Source organism: Streptomyces sp. NPDC002868, assembly GCF_055563295.1.
This window is the reverse complement of the sequence record NZ_JBVHDR010000009.1, coordinates 42,373-61,681: the sequence shown is the minus strand read 5'-3', so window position 1 is coordinate 61,681 and position 19,309 is coordinate 42,373. Positions and strand designations below refer to the sequence as shown.

At 69.9% G+C, this 19,309-nt stretch carries 24 protein-coding genes; 7 read left to right on the top strand and 17 right to left on the bottom strand.

Annotated elements, in window-relative coordinates; genetic code table 11:
* Nucleotides 1-18: 18 nt before the first annotated feature.
* Together ACZ3H8_RS25515 and ACZ3H8_RS25510 are read right to left on the bottom strand one after the other, a co-directional pair.
* Nucleotides 19-2,031, bottom strand: a complete 2,013-nt coding sequence (locus ACZ3H8_RS25515) for a HelD family protein (RefSeq protein ID WP_467405577.1) — start codon at nt 2,029-2,031, stop codon at nt 19-21.
* A gap of 65 nt (nt 2,032-2,096) precedes the next feature.
* Nucleotides 2,097-2,705: a TetR family transcriptional regulator gene (locus ACZ3H8_RS25510; protein WP_467405574.1), complete on the bottom strand. Its 609-nt coding sequence runs from the start codon at nt 2,703-2,705 to the stop codon at nt 2,097-2,099.
* A gap of 127 nt (nt 2,706-2,832) precedes the next feature.
* Between ACZ3H8_RS25510 and ACZ3H8_RS25505 the strand changes: the two genes are divergently transcribed.
* The gene (locus tag ACZ3H8_RS25505) at nt 2,833-3,804 is read left to right on the top strand and encodes a zinc-binding dehydrogenase (protein ID WP_467405572.1); all 972 of its coding nucleotides are present in this window, start codon (nt 2,833-2,835) and stop codon (nt 3,802-3,804) included.
* Nucleotides 3,805-3,851: 47 nt separating this feature from the next.
* On the opposite strand, the gene ACZ3H8_RS25500 is transcribed toward ACZ3H8_RS25505, so the two are convergent.
* Complete coding sequence (locus ACZ3H8_RS25500) at nt 3,852-4,703, bottom strand: TetR/AcrR family transcriptional regulator (RefSeq protein ID WP_467405569.1); 852 nt, start codon at nt 4,701-4,703, stop codon at nt 3,852-3,854.
* 114 nt (nt 4,704-4,817) lie between these two features.
* On the opposite strand from ACZ3H8_RS25500, the gene ACZ3H8_RS25495 reads away from it, so the two are divergent.
* On the top strand, nt 4,818-5,750 hold the full coding sequence (locus ACZ3H8_RS25495) for an ATP-binding cassette domain-containing protein (protein ID WP_467405567.1): 933 nt from the start codon (nt 4,818-4,820) through the stop codon (nt 5,748-5,750).
* Nucleotides 5,743-6,498, top strand: coding sequence for an ABC transporter permease (locus ACZ3H8_RS25490; protein WP_467405564.1), 756 nt, complete (start codon nt 5,743-5,745; stop codon nt 6,496-6,498). Before ACZ3H8_RS25495 ends, ACZ3H8_RS25490 begins: the two co-directional genes overlap by 8 nt.
* 378 nt (nt 6,499-6,876) lie before the next feature.
* Here ACZ3H8_RS25490 and ACZ3H8_RS25485 read toward each other — a convergent pair whose 3' ends face one another.
* Nucleotides 6,877-7,779 (bottom strand): winged helix-turn-helix domain-containing protein, encoded by a 903-nt coding sequence (locus ACZ3H8_RS25485; protein WP_467405563.1) that lies wholly within the window; start codon nt 7,777-7,779, stop codon nt 6,877-6,879.
* Between the two features lie 165 nt (nt 7,780-7,944).
* Nucleotides 7,945-8,646 carry an HAD family hydrolase gene (locus ACZ3H8_RS25480; protein ID WP_467405560.1) on the bottom strand — a complete coding sequence of 234 codons (702 nt, stop codon included), beginning with the start codon at nt 8,644-8,646 and terminating at the stop codon, nt 7,945-7,947.
* Nucleotides 8,647-8,720: 74 nt separating this feature from the next.
* On the opposite strand from ACZ3H8_RS25480, the gene ACZ3H8_RS25475 reads away from it, so the two are divergent.
* Together ACZ3H8_RS25475 and ACZ3H8_RS25470 are read left to right on the top strand one after the other, a co-directional pair.
* Nucleotides 8,721-8,909, top strand: coding sequence for a hypothetical protein (locus ACZ3H8_RS25475; protein WP_467405559.1), 189 nt, complete (start codon nt 8,721-8,723; stop codon nt 8,907-8,909).
* A gap of 29 nt (nt 8,910-8,938) precedes the next feature.
* Nucleotides 8,939-9,115, top strand: coding sequence for a hypothetical protein (locus ACZ3H8_RS25470; RefSeq protein WP_467405557.1), 177 nt, complete (start codon nt 8,939-8,941; stop codon nt 9,113-9,115).
* A gap of 11 nt (nt 9,116-9,126) precedes the next feature.
* On the opposite strand, the gene ACZ3H8_RS25465 is transcribed toward ACZ3H8_RS25470, so the two are convergent.
* From ACZ3H8_RS25465 to ACZ3H8_RS25450, 4 genes are all read right to left on the bottom strand, one after another.
* On the bottom strand, nt 9,127-10,002 hold the full coding sequence (locus ACZ3H8_RS25465; protein WP_467405555.1) for a winged helix-turn-helix domain-containing protein: 876 nt from the start codon (nt 10,000-10,002) through the stop codon (nt 9,127-9,129).
* A 50-nt stretch (nt 10,003-10,052) separates the two neighbouring features.
* Nucleotides 10,053-11,297 carry a GNAT family N-acetyltransferase gene (locus ACZ3H8_RS25460; RefSeq protein WP_467405553.1) on the bottom strand — a complete coding sequence of 415 codons (1,245 nt, stop codon included), beginning with the start codon at nt 11,295-11,297 and terminating at the stop codon, nt 10,053-10,055.
* Nucleotides 11,298-11,373: 76 nt separating this feature from the next.
* Complete coding sequence (locus ACZ3H8_RS25455; protein WP_467405551.1) at nt 11,374-12,339, bottom strand: asparaginase; 966 nt, start codon at nt 12,337-12,339, stop codon at nt 11,374-11,376.
* Nucleotides 12,340-12,401: 62 nt separating this feature from the next.
* Nucleotides 12,402-13,043, bottom strand: coding sequence for an RsiG family protein (locus ACZ3H8_RS25450; protein WP_467405549.1), 642 nt, complete (start codon nt 13,041-13,043; stop codon nt 12,402-12,404).
* A 147-nt stretch (nt 13,044-13,190) separates the two neighbouring features.
* Here ACZ3H8_RS25450 and dtd point away from each other — a divergent pair, with 147 nt between their 5' ends.
* Nucleotides 13,191-13,616, top strand: coding sequence for a D-aminoacyl-tRNA deacylase (gene dtd, locus ACZ3H8_RS25445; protein ID WP_307662588.1), 426 nt, complete (start codon nt 13,191-13,193; stop codon nt 13,614-13,616).
* A gap of 60 nt (nt 13,617-13,676) precedes the next feature.
* Here dtd and ygfZ read toward each other — a convergent pair whose 3' ends face one another.
* From ygfZ to ACZ3H8_RS25430, 3 genes are all read right to left on the bottom strand, one after another.
* Complete coding sequence (gene ygfZ, locus ACZ3H8_RS25440; RefSeq protein WP_467406114.1) at nt 13,677-14,642, bottom strand: CAF17-like 4Fe-4S cluster assembly/insertion protein YgfZ; 966 nt, start codon at nt 14,640-14,642, stop codon at nt 13,677-13,679.
* Between the two features lie 13 nt (nt 14,643-14,655).
* A complete protein-coding gene (locus tag ACZ3H8_RS25435) occupies nt 14,656-15,093 on the bottom strand; it encodes a Fur family transcriptional regulator (RefSeq protein WP_307662587.1) in 438 nt (145 codons plus the stop codon).
* 120 nt (nt 15,094-15,213) lie between these two features.
* On the bottom strand, nt 15,214-15,786 hold the full coding sequence (locus tag ACZ3H8_RS25430) for a heme-binding beta-barrel domain-containing protein (protein ID WP_467405547.1): 573 nt from the start codon (nt 15,784-15,786) through the stop codon (nt 15,214-15,216).
* Between the two features lie 255 nt (nt 15,787-16,041).
* Here ACZ3H8_RS25430 and ACZ3H8_RS25425 point away from each other — a divergent pair, with 255 nt between their 5' ends.
* Complete coding sequence (locus tag ACZ3H8_RS25425; RefSeq protein ID WP_356228625.1) at nt 16,042-16,404, top strand: DsrE family protein; 363 nt, start codon at nt 16,042-16,044, stop codon at nt 16,402-16,404.
* A 48-nt stretch (nt 16,405-16,452) separates the two neighbouring features.
* Here ACZ3H8_RS25425 and ACZ3H8_RS25420 read toward each other — a convergent pair whose 3' ends face one another.
* The 5 genes from ACZ3H8_RS25420 to ACZ3H8_RS25400 form a co-directional block, all read right to left on the bottom strand.
* Nucleotides 16,453-16,719, bottom strand: coding sequence for a DUF3099 domain-containing protein (locus ACZ3H8_RS25420; RefSeq protein ID WP_356228627.1), 267 nt, complete (start codon nt 16,717-16,719; stop codon nt 16,453-16,455).
* A gap of 87 nt (nt 16,720-16,806) precedes the next feature.
* Complete coding sequence (locus ACZ3H8_RS25415; RefSeq protein WP_150488563.1) at nt 16,807-17,094, bottom strand: DUF1416 domain-containing protein; 288 nt, start codon at nt 17,092-17,094, stop codon at nt 16,807-16,809.
* Between the two features lie 31 nt (nt 17,095-17,125).
* Nucleotides 17,126-17,971, bottom strand: coding sequence for a sulfurtransferase (locus ACZ3H8_RS25410; RefSeq protein WP_467405544.1), 846 nt, complete (start codon nt 17,969-17,971; stop codon nt 17,126-17,128).
* A 140-nt stretch (nt 17,972-18,111) separates the two neighbouring features.
* Nucleotides 18,112-18,192 carry a putative leader peptide gene (locus ACZ3H8_RS25405; protein WP_355172694.1) on the bottom strand — a complete coding sequence of 27 codons (81 nt, stop codon included), beginning with the start codon at nt 18,190-18,192 and terminating at the stop codon, nt 18,112-18,114.
* A 231-nt stretch (nt 18,193-18,423) separates the two neighbouring features.
* Entirely contained in the window at nt 18,424-19,173 is a 750-nt protein-coding gene (locus ACZ3H8_RS25400; RefSeq protein ID WP_467405541.1) for an LmeA family phospholipid-binding protein, read from the bottom strand.
* Nucleotides 19,174-19,309: the final 136 nt, after the last annotated feature.

The following is a 19,309-nucleotide window of genomic DNA, read 5'->3' as shown; positions in this document are numbered from 1 at the left end:
GGCTGAGGCCAACTCGCCCTATTCCAGTCCGAATTCGGGCGGCAGCGGGCGCCTGTGCAGCACGTCCAGCCGGGAGACGGCCCGGGTGAGGACGACGTACAGCCGGTGCAGGCCACGCACCTCGGCCGCGGCGATCGCCGCCGGTTCGGCGACGACGACATGGTCGTACTCCAGACCCTTGGCTACCGTCGCGGGCAGGACGGTGACGCGCGCCTCGGCGGCGATGTCGTCGGCGGCCGCGGTCGCGATGCCTGCCGCCGCGAGCGCGGTGCGCAGCCGGTGCGTCTCCGGCTCGTCCGCGATCACCCCGACCGAGCCCTCGTGGGCGAGCGCCGCCCGTACCGCGTCGACTGTGGCCGCGGCCAGATCGTCGACCCTACGAATCGTCAACTCGCCGTCCCGGCGCAGGGACCGGCCGAGCGGCACGTCGACGCCAAGCGCGGGGACCAGCCGGTTGGCGAGGCGCACAATCACCGCCGGGACCCGGAACCCGGTCGTCAGCGGGACCACCACCGCCTGTTCCTTGCCAAGGTGCACCAGCTGCTCGGGCCAGCTGCGGGCGGCCCACGGTGTGGTGCCCTGGGCGAGGTCGCCGAGCACCGTCAGCGAACCGAATCCTGCCCGGCGGGCGATCGCGCGGCACTGCATCGGGGAGAGGTCCTGCGCCTCGTCGACGACGATATGGCCGTAGCCCTCGGGGCGTTCGATCAGGCCCGCGAGTTCGTCGAGGAGCACGAGGTCGGCCGCCGTCCACTTCGCCGACCTGTACGAGCGCGGGGGCTTCGTCCAGCGGATCGCGTCCCGCTCCTGCGGCGCGAGCAGCGGGTCGGCGGGGTCGGTGAGCAGTGCCGCCAGCACCTCCTCCGGCTGTGTACGCGGCCAGACAGCGTCGACGAAGGCGGAGACCGCGCGGGCCCTGCCGACCTTCTGCACCCAGGTGTTGCTCACCGGCCCGGCACGGCGCTCCGCCTGGAGCTGGATGGCGCGCACGGCGCGGGTGCGGACGCGTTCGCGCCCGACGGCGTACGGCGGGGCTTCCGCGCGCACTTCGGCGACGATCCGCTCCAGCTCGTCGAGCGGAATGCGCCAGCGGTACGAGCCGTCGGGGACGGCGACCGGTTCGGCGGGCGGCGCGACCCTCGCGTACAGCGCGCGGTGCAGCACGGCGGCCATCCGAGCGTCGTGCTTGACGGCCGCGGCGGCGCCGCTGTCCCGCGCCCGCACCTCGTGGCGGGCGATCTCGTCGTCGACGGTCGACTGCCGGATGCCGATCTCGCCGAGCGAGGGCAGCACTTCGGCGATGTACGAGAGGAAGGTGCGGTTGGGGCCGAGGATCAGCAGTCCGCCGCGCTGGATTCGCTGGGGGTAGGTGTAGAGGAGGTAGGCGGCGCGGTGCAGGCCGACCGCGGTCTTGCCGGTGCCGGGGGCGCCCTGCACACAGACGGATTCGGCGAGTTCGGACCGTACGAGATCGTCCTGCTCGGGCTGGATGGTGGCGGCGATGTCACGCATCGGGCCGACGCGGGGGCGCTCGATCTCTCCGGCCAGGATGGCGCTCGCGGCCGACTCCCCGGCGGCCAGGCGTTCGTCCTCCAGGCTGGTGAGGTCGCCGGGGTCGCCCTTGCTGAACGGGGCCCAGCCGAAGCGGCGGCGGACGGCGACGCCCTGCGGGTCGCGGGCGCTCGCCTGGTAGAAGGTGCGCGAGACGGGGGCGCGCCAGTCGACGACGAGGGGCGGGGCGGAGGGGTGTTCGGTAATGCGGCGGCGACCGATGTGGTAGCTCTGGCCGTCCTGGTGGTCGAGGCGGCCGAAGAAGAGCGGGATGTCCGGCTCCTCGGCCAACTCCTTGGCCCAGCTGCGGAGTTGGAAACCGAGGACTTCGGCGTCGGCACCGGAGGCGAAGGCGTTCTCGCCGGTGACGACGCGGGTGGCCGCGGCGTCGACCATGCCGGTGAGGGCGGCGCGGCAAGCCTCGTGGTAGGTCCGTTCCTGGTTCAGATCCTGACTGAGGTCATCGTCGAGTGCCGTCATTCCATCGAGAATAACGCAACCGAGTCACATATGTAACCGAGGCCCGTTAGTGAGTCTGTTGGTGACTATGCGAGGCCTTCGCGCAGCTGGTCGAAGGCGAGCCGAGCAGCAGCCACGGCGCCCGGCCGGACCGCGTCGGCGCTCTCCCCCGCCGCGATCCGCCGCCAGTTCTCCTCGGCGAGGATCCGCTGTACGGCGACGATCTGACCGGCGGCCAGCCGCGCGCGAAGGCCGCCGCCGAGGGCCGCGGTCAGCGCATCCTCCGACCTGCCCTGGTACGCGTACAGCCGAGCGACCAGACTCGGCGTCCCGTACAGCAGGCGGTGATAGGCGAGTACACCCTCGTCGTCACTGAGCCCGGTCACCGGGTCGGACCGCTCCAGGCCGTCGAGGAAGTGCCGGTGCAGGGCGTCCAGCGGGGAAATCCCGGGCGGCCGGGCGGCGACGACGCGGGCCGCCTCGTCCTCGTGGTCGGCGAACCGGTGCAGCGCGAGGTCCTCCTTGGTGGGGAAGTACCGGAAGAGGGTGGGCTTGGAGACGTCGGCGGCGGCCGCGACCTCGGCGACGGAGACCCGGTCGAAGCCCTTCTTGAGGAAGAGGGCGATCGCCGCGTCCGAGATCGCTTGGTACGTCTGCCGCTTCTTGCGTTCCCGGAGGCCGATCTCACCGCTCATGACTCCGAGCGTACGCACCCACAGCCGACCGGCGGCCAGTTGGCCGGCTGGTCAGCCGGCCGGTTGACCTCAACCACGCTTGAGGTTTCAGACTTCCAGCAAGCTATCGAATTGAGGAGTGGACGGCATGCGGGTGGCACAGGTCAAGGAGTTCGGCGGCCCGGAGGTACTGGTCACGGCCGAGGTCCCGGATCCGGTGGCGGGTCCGAGCGAGGCGGTCGTCGCCGTCTCCGCGGTGGACACGATTTTCGTGGAGACGCAGATCCGGTCCGGCAGCTTCGGCGAGCACTTCCCGGTCCGGCCGCCGTACGTGCCGGGCGGCGGCATCGCCGGCACAGTGCGGGCAGTCGGCGAGGGGGTGGACGAGGCGTGGATCGGCCGCCGCGTGATCACTTCGCTCGGTTTCAGCGGCGGCTACGCGGAGCAGGCGGTGGCCTCCGCGGCCAAGCTGGTCCCCGTCCCGGACAGCCTGGGACTGCGCGAGGCGGCGGCCCTGGTGCACGACGGCGTAACCGCGACGGCGCTCCTGGAGTCCACCGGCCCGGTGGCGGGCGACCGGGTGCTGATCCTGGGCGCCTCGGGCGGCATGGGCACGCTGCTGGTCCAACTGGCGAAGGCCGTGGGTGCGGAGGTCTTCGGGGTGGCGCGGGGCGAGCTGAAGACGTCCCTGGTACGGGAGTTGGGCGCCGACGCGGTGGTGGACGCCACGTCCCCCGACTGGGTCGCCCACGCCCGTACAGCCCTCGGCCCGTCGGGCGCCGACGTGGTTCTGGACGGTGTCGGCGGCGACCTGGGCCTGGCGGCCTTCCCCCTGACGGCGGACGGCGGACGCTTCTCGGCCCACGGCGCGCCGACGGGCGACTTCGCCCCGGTGGACGCGGCGGAGGCGGAGCGCCGGGGCATCAAACTGCTCGGCATCGGCGACGTCCAGCTGTCGGACGAGGAGTACGTCCGCCTGGCGGCCAAGGCCCTGACGGAGGCAGCGTCGGGCCGCCTGTACCCGGTGATCGGCGGCGAGTTCCCCCTGGAACGCGCATCGGAGGCACACGCGGCGATCGAGGGGCGGGGGTTGCGGGGGAAGGTGCTGCTGACGACGTGAGCGGGTGGAGGTGAGGGGGCAGGGAGGGAGCGGGCAACCCCCGCCCCTCACCCCCGCCGCTTGCGGATCAGGACCTCGATCCCGTCCAGCACCCGGTCCAGGCCGAAGCCGAACTCGAAGTCCGGCTCGTCCGGTTCGTACATCACCTCGGACTCCAGCATCCGCGCCACCGCCGGATAGCGGGCCGGGTCCGCCAGGCGCTTCAGGGTGGTCGCGTACCGGCGCATGACCTCCTCCGGCGAGCCGCCGCTCGCCTCGATCGCCGCGCCCAGGTCCGCCATCAGCAGCGCCTCGTTCCGTACGAAGCCGCTGACCAGCAGGATCATCGAGATCTTCTCGCCCTCACTCAGCCCCGTCTCCTCCAGCGCGGCGAGGCCCCGCTCCCACCAGGCCACCGAGTTGGGTGTGGCGGGCGGGCCGGAGACCGGGATACGCAGCACCCACAGGTTCCGGTGGAACACCTCGCGCTGCGCCCAGGCCCAGGCCGCGAGCGCCTCCCGCCAGCCCGTGCCGGGGTCTGGCGGGGCCGGCGGCAGGCCCATCACGGCCTCCTGCATCAGGATGTAGAGCTCGTCCTTCGCGGCGACGTACCGGTACAGCGACATCGTCGAGACGCCCAACTCCTTGGCGACCCGCCCCATGGAGACCGCCGCGAGCCCTTCCGTCGCCGCGACGCCCACCGCCGCCTCGACGATCCGGTCCAGGCTGAGCCCCGGCTTCGGCCCTTTCGCGGGGCGTTCGCGCAGGCCCCACGCGGCTTCGATACTGGCGGGCAGGCCGGTCTCGCCGCGAGTACCGCCCGCACGGCCCGTACCGCTCTTGCCGCCCGTACCGCGCTCGCTGCCCGTGCCGCTCTTACCGCCGCTGCTGCCGCTGCCCCCGCCGCCGTGCGCCGCCATCGCTCTCCGCCTTCTCCCGCCCTCCAGCGTCTCCCGCTTGACGCACATCCTAGTAATGCGTAACCCTTACACAGTAACGCGTATGCCATACGCAGAAGGAGGGTGCGGCAACCCATGACCCAGTCACCGGCCATCGAGGCCACCGGTCTCGCCAAGGCCTACGGGAAAGTCAGCGTCCTCGACGGCATCGACCTGCGCGTCGAGCGCGGCGCCGTCTTCGCCCTGCTCGGCCCGAACGGCGCAGGCAAGACCACGACCGTGCGGATCCTCGCCACCCTCACCACCGCCGACGCGGGCAACGCGCGCGTCGCCGGGTACGACGTCATCCACGACCGCGCCCGGGTACGCCGCGCCATCAGCCTGACCGGCCAGTTCGCCGCGGTCGACGAGAAGCAGACGGGCGAGGAGAACCTCCGCATGATGGCCCGCCTCAGCGGCCTGTCCCGCGCGGCCGCCCGCCGCCGCGCCGCCGAACTTCTCGAACGGTTCGACCTCACCGACGCGAGCCGCCGCCGGACCGGGACGTACTCCGGCGGGATGCGCCGCCGCCTCGACCTCGCGGCCGGCCTGGTCGGCGACCCGGAAGTCGTCTTCCTGGACGAGCCGACGACCGGCCTCGACCCGCGCAGCCGTCAGGAGCTCTGGCAGGTGGTACGCGGCCTCTCCGCGAGCAGCGCCACCGTCTTCCTCACCACCCAGTATCTGGAGGAGGCCGACCGCCTGGCGGACCGCATCGCGGTCGTGGACGGCGGCCGGCTGGTGGCGGAGGGCACGGCGGACGAACTCAAGGCCCGGGTCGCGGGCCACCGCCTCGACCTCGTACTCAACGACACGGCGGCGTACTGGCGGCTCGAGTCACACGCGGTCCACCGCTCCCCCGAGACGCTCACCCTCGGCCTCCCGACGGACGGCACGGCGGCCCAGGTCCGGGCACTGCTGGACGAGGTCGACCCCGAGCGCCGCGACGTGGCGCGCTTCTCGGTCCAAAGGGCCACGCTCGACGACGTCTTCCTCGCCCTGACCGACAAGGAACCCGCCCATGTCTGATGTCCTCACGCCCGCGCTCACGATGGCCGGGCGCAGCATCCGGCTCTCCCGCCGCAACATCGACGCCGTCATCACCTCGATGATGCTGCCGCTCATGCTGATGCTGGTCTTCATCTACTTCTTCGGCGGGGCCATCAACACCGGTACGAAGTACGTGACCTACGTGATCCCCGGCATCCTCATCCTCTGCGCCGCCTTCGGGGCGTCCTCCACCGCGGTGAGCGTGAGCGAGGACATGAAGGGAGGGATCATCGACCGCTTCCGCTCGCTCGACGTGGGCGGCACGGCGATCCTGGCCGGCCATGTCGCCGCCAGCACCGTACGCAACCTGTTCTCGACGACGCTCGTCCTCGGCGTCGGCCTCCTCATCGGCTTCCGCCCGTCGGCGACGCCGCTCGGCTGGCTCGCGGCCGCGGGCATCCTGATCGCCTTCCTCCTGGCGATCTCATGGCTCTCCGCAGCGGTCGGACTGCTCGCCAAGACCCCTGACGCGGCGGCCGGGTTCACCTTCTTCATGATGTTCCTGCCCTACCCGAGCAGCGCTTTCGTCCCGATCGAGACGATGCCGAGCTGGCTCCACGGCTTCGCCGACCACCAGCCGGTGACGCCGCTTATCGAGTCCCTGCGCGGGCTTCTGCTGGCCCAGCCGGTGGGGACGGCACCGTGGACGGCGCTGGCGTGGTGCGGGGGGATTCTGGCGGTGGCGGTCGCACTGTCGGGGGTCTTCTTCAGGATCCGGACGGCGTGAACGCTCGAACGTCCAACTGGCCTACGTCGTCAGCGCGCGGACCGAGCCGCCGACGGCTGCTCGGCAGGGAGCGGCAATGCGTATGTCTCATGGTGGTGGCGCCTGAGCGGCCCGGTGATCCCCCCGTCGTCGCCGCTCAGTCTGCGGCTCGCCGCCCAGCCTCGGATACCAACTCGACAGTCATGGAACGTGTCCTCGGTGCTCCGCCCGCCCACTGACCGAAGAAGCCGTCTGTGGAGCCGCATCCGTGACGACCACATGCGAGCCGCGGCCGTCGGCATCGATCGGATTCGTCCAGCTGGTCATCGGGGTACGGCAGCCGCAAGCAGGTGCGGTCACATCGTCGCGGACGGCCTGAAGCAGCCGTTCCGGGGGGCCTCAGCTCCCTTCGGGCACACCAAGATTCTCCCAGTACGAGTCGAACCATTTCTGTGCCGAGGCGACGAAGAGCGACCCCTGCGCGTCGGCGTCACCGGTCTTCTCGTAGTGGAAAAGCGTCGACTGGAGCCCGAGGACGTCCAGCGCCTGGACCTCGGTGCCATCCGACAAGGGCATCGTGCGACGCTCCACCACGTAGAGGCCGTGCAGTGCCGAAGTCCGGTTGAGCAGATAGAGCTTGTGGGTCGGGGTGAGCGGCGCCCGGCGGACGTCAACGTCGACAGTGGAGACCAGCCCGCCGCGATGCAGCGCAACAAGCTTCTCGCGCAACCGCCCGGTGTGGAACTCGACCATGGTGGCCCAGCGTTCGTGCGGGCGCGCGTCCGCTTGGTCATCGGCCGCTGCCGGGAATGCGGGCCTCGGTTCGCGACTGGGCAGGAGCAGTCTCAGGCTGATGCTCCGAGGGCTCACTTCACGACGGGCCACCCGGTCGGCCTGCACGCCGACATGGTCGGTCAGGGACTCGGTGGTCAGGCAGAAGGCGTCGAGTGAGACTTCCTCCGCCTCGAAGGCTTCCGAGATGAGTGGACCGAGACCGACGGGCACCGGCTGGCCGGCCCTCGCCTTGGGGGTGTGGATCCGCCGGGCCCGGATCACCCGTGATCCGCTGCCCTGCCGTGACTCGATCCAGCCCTCGGTCTGAAGTTCGCGCATCGCCCGTTGGATGGTGTCCCTGGACACCCCGAACTCCGCCATGAGTTCGCGCTGCGTGGGCAGCAGCTGCCCGAGCCGGTACTCCCCTCGGTCGATCCGTGAGCGCAGTTCGCCAGCGATCTGCTGTGCCGTCCGTGCGCCCTCTTGCGGTGTTGCGCCCTCACTGGCGCCTGGGCGTTCAGTGGCCATAGCTCGACCGTACAACTTGACCGGGCCACGCACATCAGTTTCAGCCAAGTTAGCTAATTGGACTGCCGATCACGCTAGTTGTTCTGGCTTACTGTCAAATAAGCAGCATCCCAGTCCAATTGGACTGCATCCCCACGAAGGTGCCGGGAGGTGAACATGGCCGGGTCAGCCTCGGTCCGCATCACGCGCGGCCGTCAGCACAGCCTCCAGCGAATCGACGATGACCTGGGCCCCCGCCTGCTCCAAGGCAGCCAGCTTGCGCGCGTTGCGCGCATAGCCCAGGAAAGCGACACCTGCCGCTCGCGCCGCATGCAAATCGGCAGGGGAGTCCCCGAGCAGGACCACCTCCGAGGCATTCATCCCGGTACCTGCCAGAGCTCGCAGCACGCAGTCCGGGTCCGGCTTGAGGCGTGCCACGTCGCGTGTACGCCCGTAAATATGACTGCCGAAGCACTCCGCGAGATCACGGCGTTCGAGGTAACGCCGCACCGCCGCGGGCGCGTTGTTCGTCGTCACGGCGAGCTGGAGCCCGAGCGTGCGGAACGTCCGGATCAAGAGGTCCGCGTAGTCAGTGGGCCGGGAGCTCTTCGCCGCGATCATCTCCTCACGGGTGATCAGCTCTTCGAGCTCCGCCATCAGGGGACTGCCGGGGACGGCGTTGGCGTACGCGCGGAGGACGGCCTGCGGATCGTCCGTCGCCAGCGCCTCGGACGGGATCACGCTCTCGTCGCCGGTGCCCGCGATCAGCTCCCGCAGCCGATGGGCCACCTCACTCGCCGGGTGTCCGGCGAAGAGCCGGCAGATCGGCCCGTCGAAGTCGAAGAAGACGCACTTGGCTGCAGAGAGCAGATCACGAAGGTCGGCCACACACGCACGCTACAGCGCCCCCATGAGGCGCTGTTGAGCTCCCCGGCACCCGCACTGAGGAAGGAAGCAGCCCCATGGAACTGATCACCTTCACCGGCACTCTGCTCGATCTCGGCCTGGGCGAGCTCATGGCCTGGCGGTACGGGGCCGGGGGCCTCGTCGGTCTTGCCCTGCTCGGCCTGGGCATCAAGGCACGCCGCCACGGGTGTGCGTGCGCAGGAGCCGTCATCTTGTCCCTGCTCCTGGTGCCTCCAGGAGCGTGACCGCCACACCCGCAAAGGACGGACCCGTCATGCCACTCATCGCCCTTGTCGCCGCCACCCTGGCCGTCGGCTTCGAGACGCTCGTGGAGAGCCGCTTCGGTCCGATGGGAATCATCGCGCTGCTGCTGCTCAGCATCGGCGTGAAGGCCAGGAACGCCGCGTGCACCGGAATCGGCGCGATCATCCTGGTGATGCTCGTCGCGTGACGTCGGCCGAGTCAGCCGAGTGTCAGATCCAAGGAGCTCGTGTCCCACAGCCCGTCGAACCACGCCTGCGACTGCGCCACAAAGGCATCGTCCCGCTCGCCTCGGCCCGATTCGAAGGGGAAGAGCGTCGAATCCATGCCGAGCATGTCGTAGATCTCGACCGGCCCGTCGTCGATCTGCACCTCGTGCCGCTTGACGGTGTAGTAGGCGAAAAGCGCCTCCGAGCCGTTCAGCAGATAGAGCTTCACGGGCGGGGTGAAAGGCAGGGCGCGGAAGGCGACATTGACATCGCAGCCTATCGTCGCGCGAAGAGACAGGAGGTTGTGGCGCAGCACCTGCCCCTGTGCGTTGCGCTGCGCCAGCCAGCGCTGGTGAAGCCGTTGATCGTCCTCCGGGGCGCCGAGGGGGGACGGGAAGGCAAGGTCGTTGTCCCGGTCGGGCAGCAGGATGCGGACTTCCACCGTGGACGGTCTGACCCGGCCTGTGTGGATCATGAGCAGCGGCTCCCCGAGCGCGAGCAACAAGGATTCCGCCGTCAGGCAGACGGCGTCGATACGGACCTCGCGGGCCGAGAACGCCTCCGCGAGGCGGGTTCCCAGGTCCACCTTGACCGGCTCGGGTGCGTCACCGCCTCGTACGGCCTCGGGCGGCGCGACGCGGGGCGGGCTGCCTTTGGTCAGATCGGCGAGCAGCCCCTCGTCATGCAGGCTCCGCAGGGCCTGCCGGACGGTGCCACGCTCCACACCGAACTCTTCAGCCAGCTGGGCCTGTGTCGGCATCCTCTCGCCGACCCGCAGTTCACCCGTGCGGATGCGTTCGCGCAGCACGTCCGCCACGCTCTGGATGGAGTGTCGCCCGGTGTTGTGTGCCGTACCATCGCCGTCCACACACCAACGCTACAACTCAACCTCCTCCCAGGGCAGTTGTGTGGCAGACGTCAGAAGACGTCCGGGCACCACGGCCGCCTCGGCGTACGGAGCACCCCGTCCGCCACCCCCGCCGCCCCCGGCGTCCCCTCCTCCACCAGGCCCAGCGCCGCCAGCCGGACCGCCGACTCGTCGCCCAGGTAGAGCGCACCCAACTCCCGTACGCCCAAGGTCAGATCGGGCGACTCGGTCGACGGCGCGCAGACCGCGCCCTCCGGCGAGGCGTCCAGGCGGAAGCGGCCGCCCGCCAGGCCGGCAGAGTCCCGGACGTCCAGGATCAGGGTCGCGGATGTCGCGTAGGTACGCGCCTCCAGCGCCCGCACCACATCCAGGATCCGCACCCACAAGAAGTCCGCCTGCGTCAGGATCCTCGCCGCCCGCGGGTCCGGGAGCAGCAGCGGGAGCAGGTCGTCCGGAGCGCGGTAGCCCGACTTGACCGTGGTGATCCAGTCCACCGAGCAGACGTAGTGCCACAGCGCACGCTCCGCCGTCGGCGTCAGCGCGAGCATCTCGCGTACCGTCGCCGTGTTCAGCGGCTGCTTGGCGTCGCCCCACTTGTCGTCCGACTGATAGGCGAGCAGGCCCTCGACCTCGCCGGACGCCGAGCGGTAGACCGCGTAGAACGGCTCCGTCCATGGCTGGCTCGCCAACTGCGCCTGGCCCGTGTTGAGCTGCCACCAGCGCTCGTCGCGGCTCACCACGCCCGGCTGCCTGGCCGCCAGGCGTGCATGCAGTTCCGGGCCGAGTTTGCGTACGTCCGTGGCGTCCACCAGGTCGATACGGCCGCCATCGTCAGGGCCCGACCAGCGCCGGTCGAGGCCCGTGCGCGGGACGTCGACCGCCCACTCGGTGATCCAGGCGGCGGGACCGTAGCCGTACCGCCCGTAGATCGGGTACTCCGCGGCGATCAGCGTGGACACGATGTCGCCGCGCTCCTTCGCCTCGGCGAGGTCGGCGGTGATCATGCGGCTGAGCACTCCGCGGCGGCGGTGTGTGGGCGAGACCGTCACATTGGAGACGGCGCTCGCGGGGAGCGCGGCGCCCCCAACCGCCGTGAGCTGCTGCGCGAACGAGCGGTACGTCGCCACACAACGGCCGTCGTCGAACGCGCCGCGCACCCGCGCAAGGTCGGTGTGCGCTCTGCGCGAGTTGACCTCTTCCGCCGAGACCACCGGCGGCCGCAGAAATCCGGTGTTCAGGGCCCGCAGCCAGTCGGGGTACTCGGACTCGGTGATGACGCGGGTCTCGACGCTCATGCGGCCCACGCTAGGCCGAACGCCGACCGGCCCGCATCCGAGTTTCGACCCGGGGATTTCGACCAGGGGAAATACCTCAGAAGGCCGCGCGGATCGCTCCCACCTCCACGCCGCCCCCCAGCAGCGGCACGTGCCCGATCCGGCCCACCACCGGCGAGTCCACTCCCATCACCTCGAGCGCACGGCCCAGCACCGGGCCCAGCACCCGCGTCGCGCCGTCGTCCACCTTGAAGGCCAGCGCACGGCCGTCCGCCAGCGCCACCGCCTGGACCGCCTCCGCGCCCATCTTGGAGAGCGCGCCCGGCACCTCGCGCATGAGCCAGGTGTCGGGACGGCGGGTGCCCGCCACGTACTCGGGGTGGGCGCGCATCGCGTCCGCGACCCGTCGCTCGGCCGAGCCCGGCTCGGCGAGCACGAGGTGGCGGAAGGCGCGCGCGAGGCCGGTCAGGCTGATCGCCATCAGGGGTGCGCCGCAGCCGTCCGTGCCGACGGCCGCGACCCGCTCGCCGGACGTGTCCTCGACCACCGCGTGGACCAGCTGCTGGAGCGGGTGCGCCGGGTCCAGGTAGTTCGTCCGGTCCCACCCGTTCAGCGCGCAGGCCGCGAGCATCGCCGCGTGCTTTCCGGAGCAGTTCATGGCCACCCGGTCCCGGACCTGGCCCCCGGCGAGATACGCCTCCGCCTCGACCGGGTCGAGCGGCAGGTCCGGCGGGGTCTGCAGTTCGTGCGCGGACAGCCCGTGCTCGGCGAGCATCTTGCGTACGAGATCGAGGTGAAAGCTTTCGCCCGAGTGGCTCGCCGCGGCCAGCGCCAGGCGCTCGCCGGAGAGGGCGAGCCCGGCCCGCAGTACGGCCGCGGCCTGCAGGGGCTTGTTGCTGGAGCGAGGGAAGACCGGCGCGTACGGGTCACCGAGCGCGAGTTCCACAGTGCCGTCCGCCGCCAGGACGACGAGCGATCCGCGGTGATGGCCCTCGGCAAAGCCGGAACGTACGACTTCGGCGAGGACCGGGGGTATGGCGGTGCTGTCGGCGGTGGAGCTCATCGTCGGCCTTCCGGGGCAGGGGCCCGCTCCCGGAAGGATCGGTTCGAGGAGTCGGAATCGCTTCAGGTGAGCAGGTCGTCTACTTGTGCTTCGCCTTCACGGTACCTGCGGGCGATCTCGGCGCTGCAGTCGTCGGCCGTCCGCTGCAGCAGCTGACGGCGGCGCGAGACCTGCTGCTCATAGCGGATCAGCCGTCCCATGGCCGCGTGCAGTTCCTCGTCCGTACGGGCGTCCAGGTCGGAGAGCTCGACCTCGGAGAGCATGTCGGCGGCCAGCCGCCGGTACTCCTCGCTGTGCGGCGTGGAGAGCGTCACATGGCGGGCGGACGAGCGGTGCCGCGACGGAGCGTCGGCCAGAATCTCCGACAGACGGTCGACGACCGTGGCCTCCGGGAGGACCGGGGTCTGAGGGTCCGTACGCCGGGCCAGCTCGGCCCGCAGGATGTCGATCCGGCCCTGCAGCAGCCGCCGTACATAGCTGAGGTCCGCCTCGTCGCGGTGCGAGTCCCGGCGCAGCGTGCGCAGCTCCGGCAGCCGCAGGGTCGGGAGGTCGTGCTGCGGCGGCTCCGGCAGGGCGCCCGTGCTGCGCTGCTGGGGCGGTCGCTCGGCACAGGCCATGGGTGCCGGGAAGGTGGGAATCGACGTGGAAGCCGATGCGGGAATCGATACGGGACCGGGCGGCTGCCCGGCGCCAGATGTACTCATGTGCGTTGTCCGTCCCCTCGACCGGTGCATGGGGTCTCCCCAGGCCCCAAGGGCCGAGGGGAAGCACCGCCTTGTTGCATCGTGCCACCCCGGAACCTCCCGACGCAGGTGCTCTGCACCCGTTCAGCCCCAGATAGGTTGGTCTGTATGCGTGCAGTGGTGCAGAGGGTCGACGGCGCGAGCGTCGTCGTGGCGGGCGAGACGGTCGGCGAGATCGTCGGCGAAGGGCTGTGTGTCCTGGTGGGAGTCACCCACGAGGACACCAGGGAGAAGGCGGCGCAGCTGGCCCGCAAGCTCTGGTCGGTCCGGATTCTGGAGGGTGAGAAGTCCTGCTCGGATGTGAATGCGCCCTTGCTGGTGATTTCGCAGTTCACTCTCTACGGGGACGCCCGCAAGGGCCGCCGCCCCACCTGGAACGCGGCGGCACCCGGCGATGTGGCCGAGCCGCTGGTCGACGAGGTCGTTGCGCAGCTGCGGGCACTGGGGGCGCGGGTGGAGACGGGCCGCTTCGGGGCGGAGATGCGGGTCTCGCTCACCAACCACGGCCCGTTCACGGTGATCGTGGAGATCTAGCGCTCGGCGACTGGCTCAAGGGTCTCGGCTCAACGACCGGCTCGAAGCTCCACGCCCGGCTCACGGCTCGACGACCGGCTCCTGCGCCGCCGCCGTGTCGCCCGCCAGCAGCTCCGCGTCCACCGGCACATTGCGCTTGATCAGCGCCAGCGCGATCGGGCCGAGCTCGTGGTGGCGGGCGGACGTGGTCACAAAGCCCAGAGGGCGGCCCTCCGCACCCTCCGACGCGAGCCGGATCGGGGTGCCGTGGCCCGGCAGATGCACCTCGCTGCCGTCCAGGTGCAGAAAGACCAGCCGGCGCGGCGGCTTCCCCAGGTTGTGGACGCGCGCGACGGTCTCCTGGCCGCGATAGCAGCCCTTCTCGAGGTGAACAGCCGTGCCGATCCAGCCCAGTTCGTGCGGGATGGTGCGGTGGTCGGTCTCGAAGCCGACACGGGGGCGGTGGGTCTCGATGCGCAGTGCTTCGTACGCGAGGATTCCGGCGACCGGGCCGTTCTCGGCGGCGTACGACTCGAGGTCGGCGCGCGGCAGAAACAGATCGCGGCCGTGCGGGGTCTCCCGTACGACAACGCCGTCCGGCACCTGGGCGATGGAGCCCGCCGGCAGGTGCACGACCGCGAACTCCTCGGTACGGTCGGCCACTTCGACCTGGTAGAAGAACTTCATCGACTCCAGGTAGCCGATCAGCGCCTCCTGCGTGCCCGGCTCGACGTGCGCCCAGACCGTCTCGCCGTCGTCGACGAGATACAGGGCGTGCTCGATGTGGCCGTGCGCGGAGAGGATCAGCGCCTCGGTGGCCTGGCCCGCCGGGAGGTCGCTCACATGCTGGGTGAGCAGCAGATGCAGCCAGCTCAGCCGGTCGTCGCCGGTGACAGTGACAACGCCGCGGTGGGAGAGGTCGACAAGGCCGGAGCCGTCCGCGAGGGCGCGCTGTTCTCGGAACAGATCGCCGTAGTGCGCGGCGACTCCTTCGTCTCGTCCTTCGGCGGCGACCGCACCGGGCAGGGACAGCAGAGGGCTCTTCATCATGGGCACAAGCCTACGACTCGGTAGTTGAAGCCTCAGCGGCGCATTTCTTGCAGCGGCCGAAGATCGCGAAGTGCTTCATGTCCGTCTCGAAGCCGAAGGTCTTGCGCAGCTTCGCGGTGAAGTCGGCGGCGACCGCGACATCCGCCTCGATCACATTCGTACAGTCCCGGCAGACCAGGTGGATGTGGTGGTGGCGGTCCGCGAGGTGGTAGGTGGGGGCGCCGTGGCCGAGGTGGGCGTGGGAGACCAGGCCGAGCTCTTCGAGGAGCTCCAGGGTGCGGTAAACGGTGGAGATGTTCACACCGGACGCGGTCTTGCGCACCTCGGAGAGGATGTCGTCGGGCGTCGCGTGCTCAAGGGTGTCGACGGCTTCGAGGACAAGCTGGCGCTGCGGGGTCAGCCGGTAGCCGCGCTGCCGCAGATCGCTCTTCCAGTCGGTGCTCACCACGCGTCCAGTGTAGGCGGGGCCTGGGCCATGGGGGCCCGAACTGACGCTCGGCCCCCATGGCCACCCGCCTCACCCATGGCTACCCGTCGTACCTCGAAGAAGCCCGAGAACGGCTTCGGGTCACTTGAAGAAGGCGATGCCGTCGTCGGGGAGGTCGCCGAGGTCCTTGGCCCACGCCTCGACCTGCTCCGGTGAGACGACCTTCTTCAGATGCGCCGACATGTACGGCCGCAGCGGGACCTCCGGAGTGGACTTCTCGCCCACCCACATCAGGTCGCCCTTCACATAGCCGTAGAGCCGCTTGCCACCGCTGTACGGGCCCGAGGCCGCGGTGCGCGCCACCGCGTCCGTCACCAGGTCGATCTGCGGCTTCTGGTCGGCGAGCTCGCCGTACCAGATCTCGACGATGCCCTGGTCACGGGCCATGACGACTTCGATCTTGCGGTCGGAGTCGATACGCCAGTAGCCGGACTCGGACTCCAGCGGGCGGACCTTGTTGCCCTCGGCGTCGAGCACCCACGTGTGCGAGACGTATTCGACGAAGTCCCGGCCGTCGTGGCTGAAGGTGACCTCCTGGCCGAAGTTGCACTTCTCGGCGCCGGGGAAGTCGGATACGCCCACGCCTTCCCAGTTGCCGAGGAGGAAGGCGAGGGGGACGAGGTCCGGGTTCAGGTCGGACGGAATCTCGATCATGAGGAGCTCTGGCGATCTGTAGAGATACGAGTGTGACTAGCGCTGACCCTGGTACAGCTTCTTCACCGTCAGACCGGCGAAGGCGGCGACGCCGACGCAGACCAGAACCAGCAGGGCTTCGAAGAATGCCACAAGCACGGGGTGCTCCTCGGTATGAGCGGTGGGCGGTAAAAGGGCCGTGGCCCAGCCTAATGGGTTGGTGCCGCGCCCTCGCTGCGAGGTGTCCGTGACGGGCCGCCCATTAGAGTTCGGTGCATGGCGAAGAAGCTCGTGATCAAGGTGACCGCCGGCGCGGACGCGCCCGAGCGCTGCTCGCAGGCCTTCACGGTGGCGGCGGTCGCCGTGGCCAGCGGGGTGGAGGTGTCGCTCTGGCTGACCGGCGAGTCCGCGTGGTTCGCGCTGCCGGGCCGGGCGGCGGAGTTCGAACTGCCGCATGCGGCGCCGCTGCCGGATCTGATCGAGTCGATCAAGGCAGCGGGGCAGATCACGCTGTGCACGCAGTGCGCGGCGCGACGCGACATCACGGAGAAGGATGTGCTCGACGGCGTACGGATCGCGGGCGCCCAGGTCTTCGTCAGCGAGATCATGCCGGACGGGGTCCAGGCCCTCGTCTACTGACGGCCCTCATTTACCGACGGCTGCTGACGGCTCATTTACTGACGGCGCTCATTGGTTGTTCCGGCGCTTCTTGCCGTCCAGCTCGTCCCACCACTCGTCGGACTTGGGGTCCCCGGACGGGTCGTCCCACCAGCGGTCCTCGGGCCCGCGCCGGTTCGCGACCATCGCGGCGAACGGCGGGATGACCATGGCGACGACGCACATGCCGACGGCGACGGGAACGGACCACAGGCGCACCACGGCCCAGGCGGAGACGAAGAGCGCCAGGCACGTCCCCATCAGCAGAAAGTAGGCGTGGCGACGTCGCGCGTACATGCTTCCAGCGTACGACCGAAGGGCCGCACCCCGTTCCAGTGGCGTCCAACCCCCTGGGGTGCGGCCCTTCGGCCGGTACATGGTGAATCAGACGGCGATGGCTACCTCAGCCAGGCCGCCGGTCTGCGCGACGACCGTGCGGTCCGCCGTGCCACCCGGAACGAGAGCGCGCACCGTCCACGTGCCCTCTGCCGCGTAGAAGCGGAACTGTCCGGTCGCCGAGGTCGGGACCTCGGCAGTGAACTCGCCGGTCGAGTCCAGCAGGCGGACATAGCCGGTGACGGGCTCGCCGTCACGGGTCACGCTGCCCTGGATGGTCGTCTCACCGGGCTTGATCGTCGAAGCGTCGGGGCCGCCGGCCTGTGCTCCACACATAGGGGTTGTCCTTCAGGGTCGGAGGAGAGGGTTACTTGTTGGCGCCGAGCTCGATCGGCACGCCGACGAGGGAGCCGTACTCGGTCCACGAGCCGTCGTAGTTCTTGACGTTTTCGATACCGAGCAGCTCGTGCAGCACGAACCAGGTGAGCGCGGAGCGCTCACCGATGCGGCAGTACGCGATGGTGTCCTTCGCCAGGTCCACCTGCTCCTCGGCGTAGAGCTCCTTGAGCTCGTCGTCCGACTTGAAGGTGCCGTCGTCGTTGGCGTTCTTGGACCACGGGATGTTGCGGGCGCTCGGGATGTGACCCGGGCGCTGCGACTGCTCCTGCGGGAGGTGCGCCGGGGCGAGCAGCTTGCCGCTGAACTCGTCGGGCGAGCGCACGTCCACCAGGTTCTGGTTGCCGATCGCGGCGACGGCTTCGTCGCGGAAGGCGCGGATCGAGGTGTTCTGGGCCTTGGCCTTGTACTCGGTCGCGGCGCGCTCGGGCACCTCAGCGCCGTCGACCAGGTCGCGGGAGTCCAGCTCCCACTTCTTGCGGCCGCCGTCGAGGAGCTTGACGCTGTCGTGGCCGTAGAGCTTGAAGTACCAGTACGCGTACGAAGCGAACCAGTTGTTGTTGCCGCCGTAGAGGACGACGGTGTCGTCGTTGGCGATGCCCTTCGCGGACAGGAGCTTCTCGAAGCCCTCCTGGTCGACGAAGTCACGGCGGACCGGGTCCTGGAGGTCGGACTTCCAGTCGATCCGGACGGCGTTCTTGATGTGGTTCTTGTCGTACGCGGAGGTGTCCTCGTCGACCTCGACGATGACGACCTTCGGGTCGGCGATGTGGGCCTCGACCCAGTCGGCGTCTACCAGGACGTCGCTGCGGCTCATGCTCTTTCTCCTCCGGGGCAGTGTGCGGCGGGTGATGCGAAGAGAGGGGTGTGCGGATACGCGGACGCGCGGCGTACGGCACAGGGTTTGGCCCTGACAACTGTCAATGGGCCCGGGGGATACGGGAGTCGAGCTCCCGCTCAGAAAGCGCGACAGAGCATGGCGGCGACGCGGCACAGGTCTACTGCCCGCCGCTTCGTGAGATCCGCCTGTCGCTTCATGGGTCCGATCGTAGGGACGAGTCGGCCACCATGTCACCGGTGTGTCGGATGTTGAGACGCGATCATCCACTATGCGGGACAGGAGGGAGCCCCGGACGCTCCCTGCCCGTCTCCGGGGCGGATTGGGCCTGCCCGCCTTCTACCCAGCGGACAGGGCCGTCTCACCATACGGCCGGGTGGGTGAGGGTACGGCGGAAATCGCCCTCTCCGCCCTTCAGCGAGGGGTGTGGTCTAGCCGGCCAGTGAGACGTTCGTACCCGTACCCGAGAACCGCAGTCCGGCGTCCGTCGCCGCGACCTTGTCGAGCTTGATGCCCGACGGCATCCCGGCGATCTTCAGGTCGTAGTCGATGGCCTTGCGCAGCTTCTCGTCGAAGCCCGGGACCGGCAGCTTCGGCAGCTCCTCGGCCCTCAGCTGGACCGTGCTGCCGCCCTTGAGCACGACCGTGCTGTACGCGCTGACCGTGCGGCCCTTGAGCAGTCGCTCCACCGCGCCGGGGACCGGAACGCCCGCACCCTCGAGCAGGTCGGAGAGCGGTCCGGTGACCTTGACCTGGCCCTTCGCCGCCCGGTCGGGTCCCGCGTAGCTGATCGTGGCGCCCTTCGGCGCGGCCTTCGTCAGGTCGGCGTAGGAGATCCGGGCGGAGCCGTCGGCGCGGTCCGCGACGGCGGAGGAGAAGCTGCTGTCGATCCGTACGCTGCGCAGCTCGGCCCTGACCTCGGTGACGTTGACCGAGTGGCCGCCCGCGGTGGCGGTGATGCCGGACAGGCTGACGTCCACCTCGTCGAGCTCCTTGCCCACCACCTGGGTGAGGAAGGGGAAGCCCTTGATGGAGATCTCCGGGGTCGAGCTCAGCCCCTGGCTGCTCTTGATCTTGTCGGCGGCCTCGGACTCCGCCATGTTGACCGCGATCCGGTCGGCGGCGACGAAGATGCCCCCGATGATCACGGCGATGATCAGCAGTATTCGCAGTGCGCGCATTGCTCGGTGTCCCCCACCCTCGTCCGTCTGGCCCCCCGTGACGCCCGCGAGCCTAACCAGTCCGGACGACGCCATGCCTTGAATGATCGACGTTTGGGTGGGGTCCTTTGGTTCCGGCCGACGGCACGGGGCCCGT

Excerpts from the sequence above, each read along its gene's own strand:
- ACZ3H8_RS25515 (WP_467405577.1), bottom strand. The coding sequence starts at position 2,031 with ATGACGGCACTCGACGATGACCTCAGTCAGGATCTGAACCAGGAACGG.
- ACZ3H8_RS25510 (WP_467405574.1), bottom strand. The coding sequence starts at position 2,705 with ATGAGCGGTGAGATCGGCCTCCGGGAACGCAAGAAGCGGCAGACGTAC.
- ACZ3H8_RS25505 (WP_467405572.1), top strand. The coding sequence starts at position 2,833 with ATGCGGGTGGCACAGGTCAAGGAGTTCGGCGGCCCGGAGGTACTGGTC.
- ACZ3H8_RS25500 (WP_467405569.1), bottom strand. The coding sequence starts at position 4,703 with ATGGCGGCGCACGGCGGCGGGGGCAGCGGCAGCAGCGGCGGTAAGAGC.
- ACZ3H8_RS25495 (WP_467405567.1), top strand. The coding sequence starts at position 4,818 with ATGACCCAGTCACCGGCCATCGAGGCCACCGGTCTCGCCAAGGCCTAC.
- ACZ3H8_RS25490 (WP_467405564.1), top strand. The coding sequence starts at position 5,743 with ATGTCTGATGTCCTCACGCCCGCGCTCACGATGGCCGGGCGCAGCATC.
- ACZ3H8_RS25485 (WP_467405563.1), bottom strand. The coding sequence starts at position 7,779 with ATGGCCACTGAACGCCCAGGCGCCAGTGAGGGCGCAACACCGCAAGAG.
- ACZ3H8_RS25475 (WP_467405559.1), top strand. The coding sequence starts at position 8,721 with ATGGAACTGATCACCTTCACCGGCACTCTGCTCGATCTCGGCCTGGGC.
- ACZ3H8_RS25470 (WP_467405557.1), top strand. The coding sequence starts at position 8,939 with ATGCCACTCATCGCCCTTGTCGCCGCCACCCTGGCCGTCGGCTTCGAG.
- ACZ3H8_RS25460 (WP_467405553.1), bottom strand. The coding sequence starts at position 11,297 with ATGAGCGTCGAGACCCGCGTCATCACCGAGTCCGAGTACCCCGACTGG.
- ACZ3H8_RS25455 (WP_467405551.1), bottom strand. The coding sequence starts at position 12,339 with ATGAGCTCCACCGCCGACAGCACCGCCATACCCCCGGTCCTCGCCGAA.
- ACZ3H8_RS25450 (WP_467405549.1), bottom strand. The coding sequence starts at position 13,043 with ATGAGTACATCTGGCGCCGGGCAGCCGCCCGGTCCCGTATCGATTCCC.
- dtd (WP_307662588.1), top strand. The coding sequence starts at position 13,191 with ATGCGTGCAGTGGTGCAGAGGGTCGACGGCGCGAGCGTCGTCGTGGCG.
- ygfZ (WP_467406114.1), bottom strand. The coding sequence starts at position 14,642 with ATGAAGAGCCCTCTGCTGTCCCTGCCCGGTGCGGTCGCCGCCGAAGGA.
- ACZ3H8_RS25430 (WP_467405547.1), bottom strand. The coding sequence starts at position 15,786 with ATGATCGAGATTCCGTCCGACCTGAACCCGGACCTCGTCCCCCTCGCC.
- ACZ3H8_RS25425 (WP_356228625.1), top strand. The coding sequence starts at position 16,042 with ATGGCGAAGAAGCTCGTGATCAAGGTGACCGCCGGCGCGGACGCGCCC.
- ACZ3H8_RS25420 (WP_356228627.1), bottom strand. The coding sequence starts at position 16,719 with ATGTACGCGCGACGTCGCCACGCCTACTTTCTGCTGATGGGGACGTGC.
- ACZ3H8_RS25415 (WP_150488563.1), bottom strand. The coding sequence starts at position 17,094 with ATGTGTGGAGCACAGGCCGGCGGCCCCGACGCTTCGACGATCAAGCCC.
- ACZ3H8_RS25410 (WP_467405544.1), bottom strand. The coding sequence starts at position 17,971 with ATGAGCCGCAGCGACGTCCTGGTAGACGCCGACTGGGTCGAGGCCCAC.
- ACZ3H8_RS25405 (WP_355172694.1), bottom strand. The coding sequence starts at position 18,192 with ATGAAGCGACAGGCGGATCTCACGAAGCGGCGGGCAGTAGACCTGTGC.
- ACZ3H8_RS25400 (WP_467405541.1), bottom strand. The coding sequence starts at position 19,173 with ATGCGCGCACTGCGAATACTGCTGATCATCGCCGTGATCATCGGGGGC.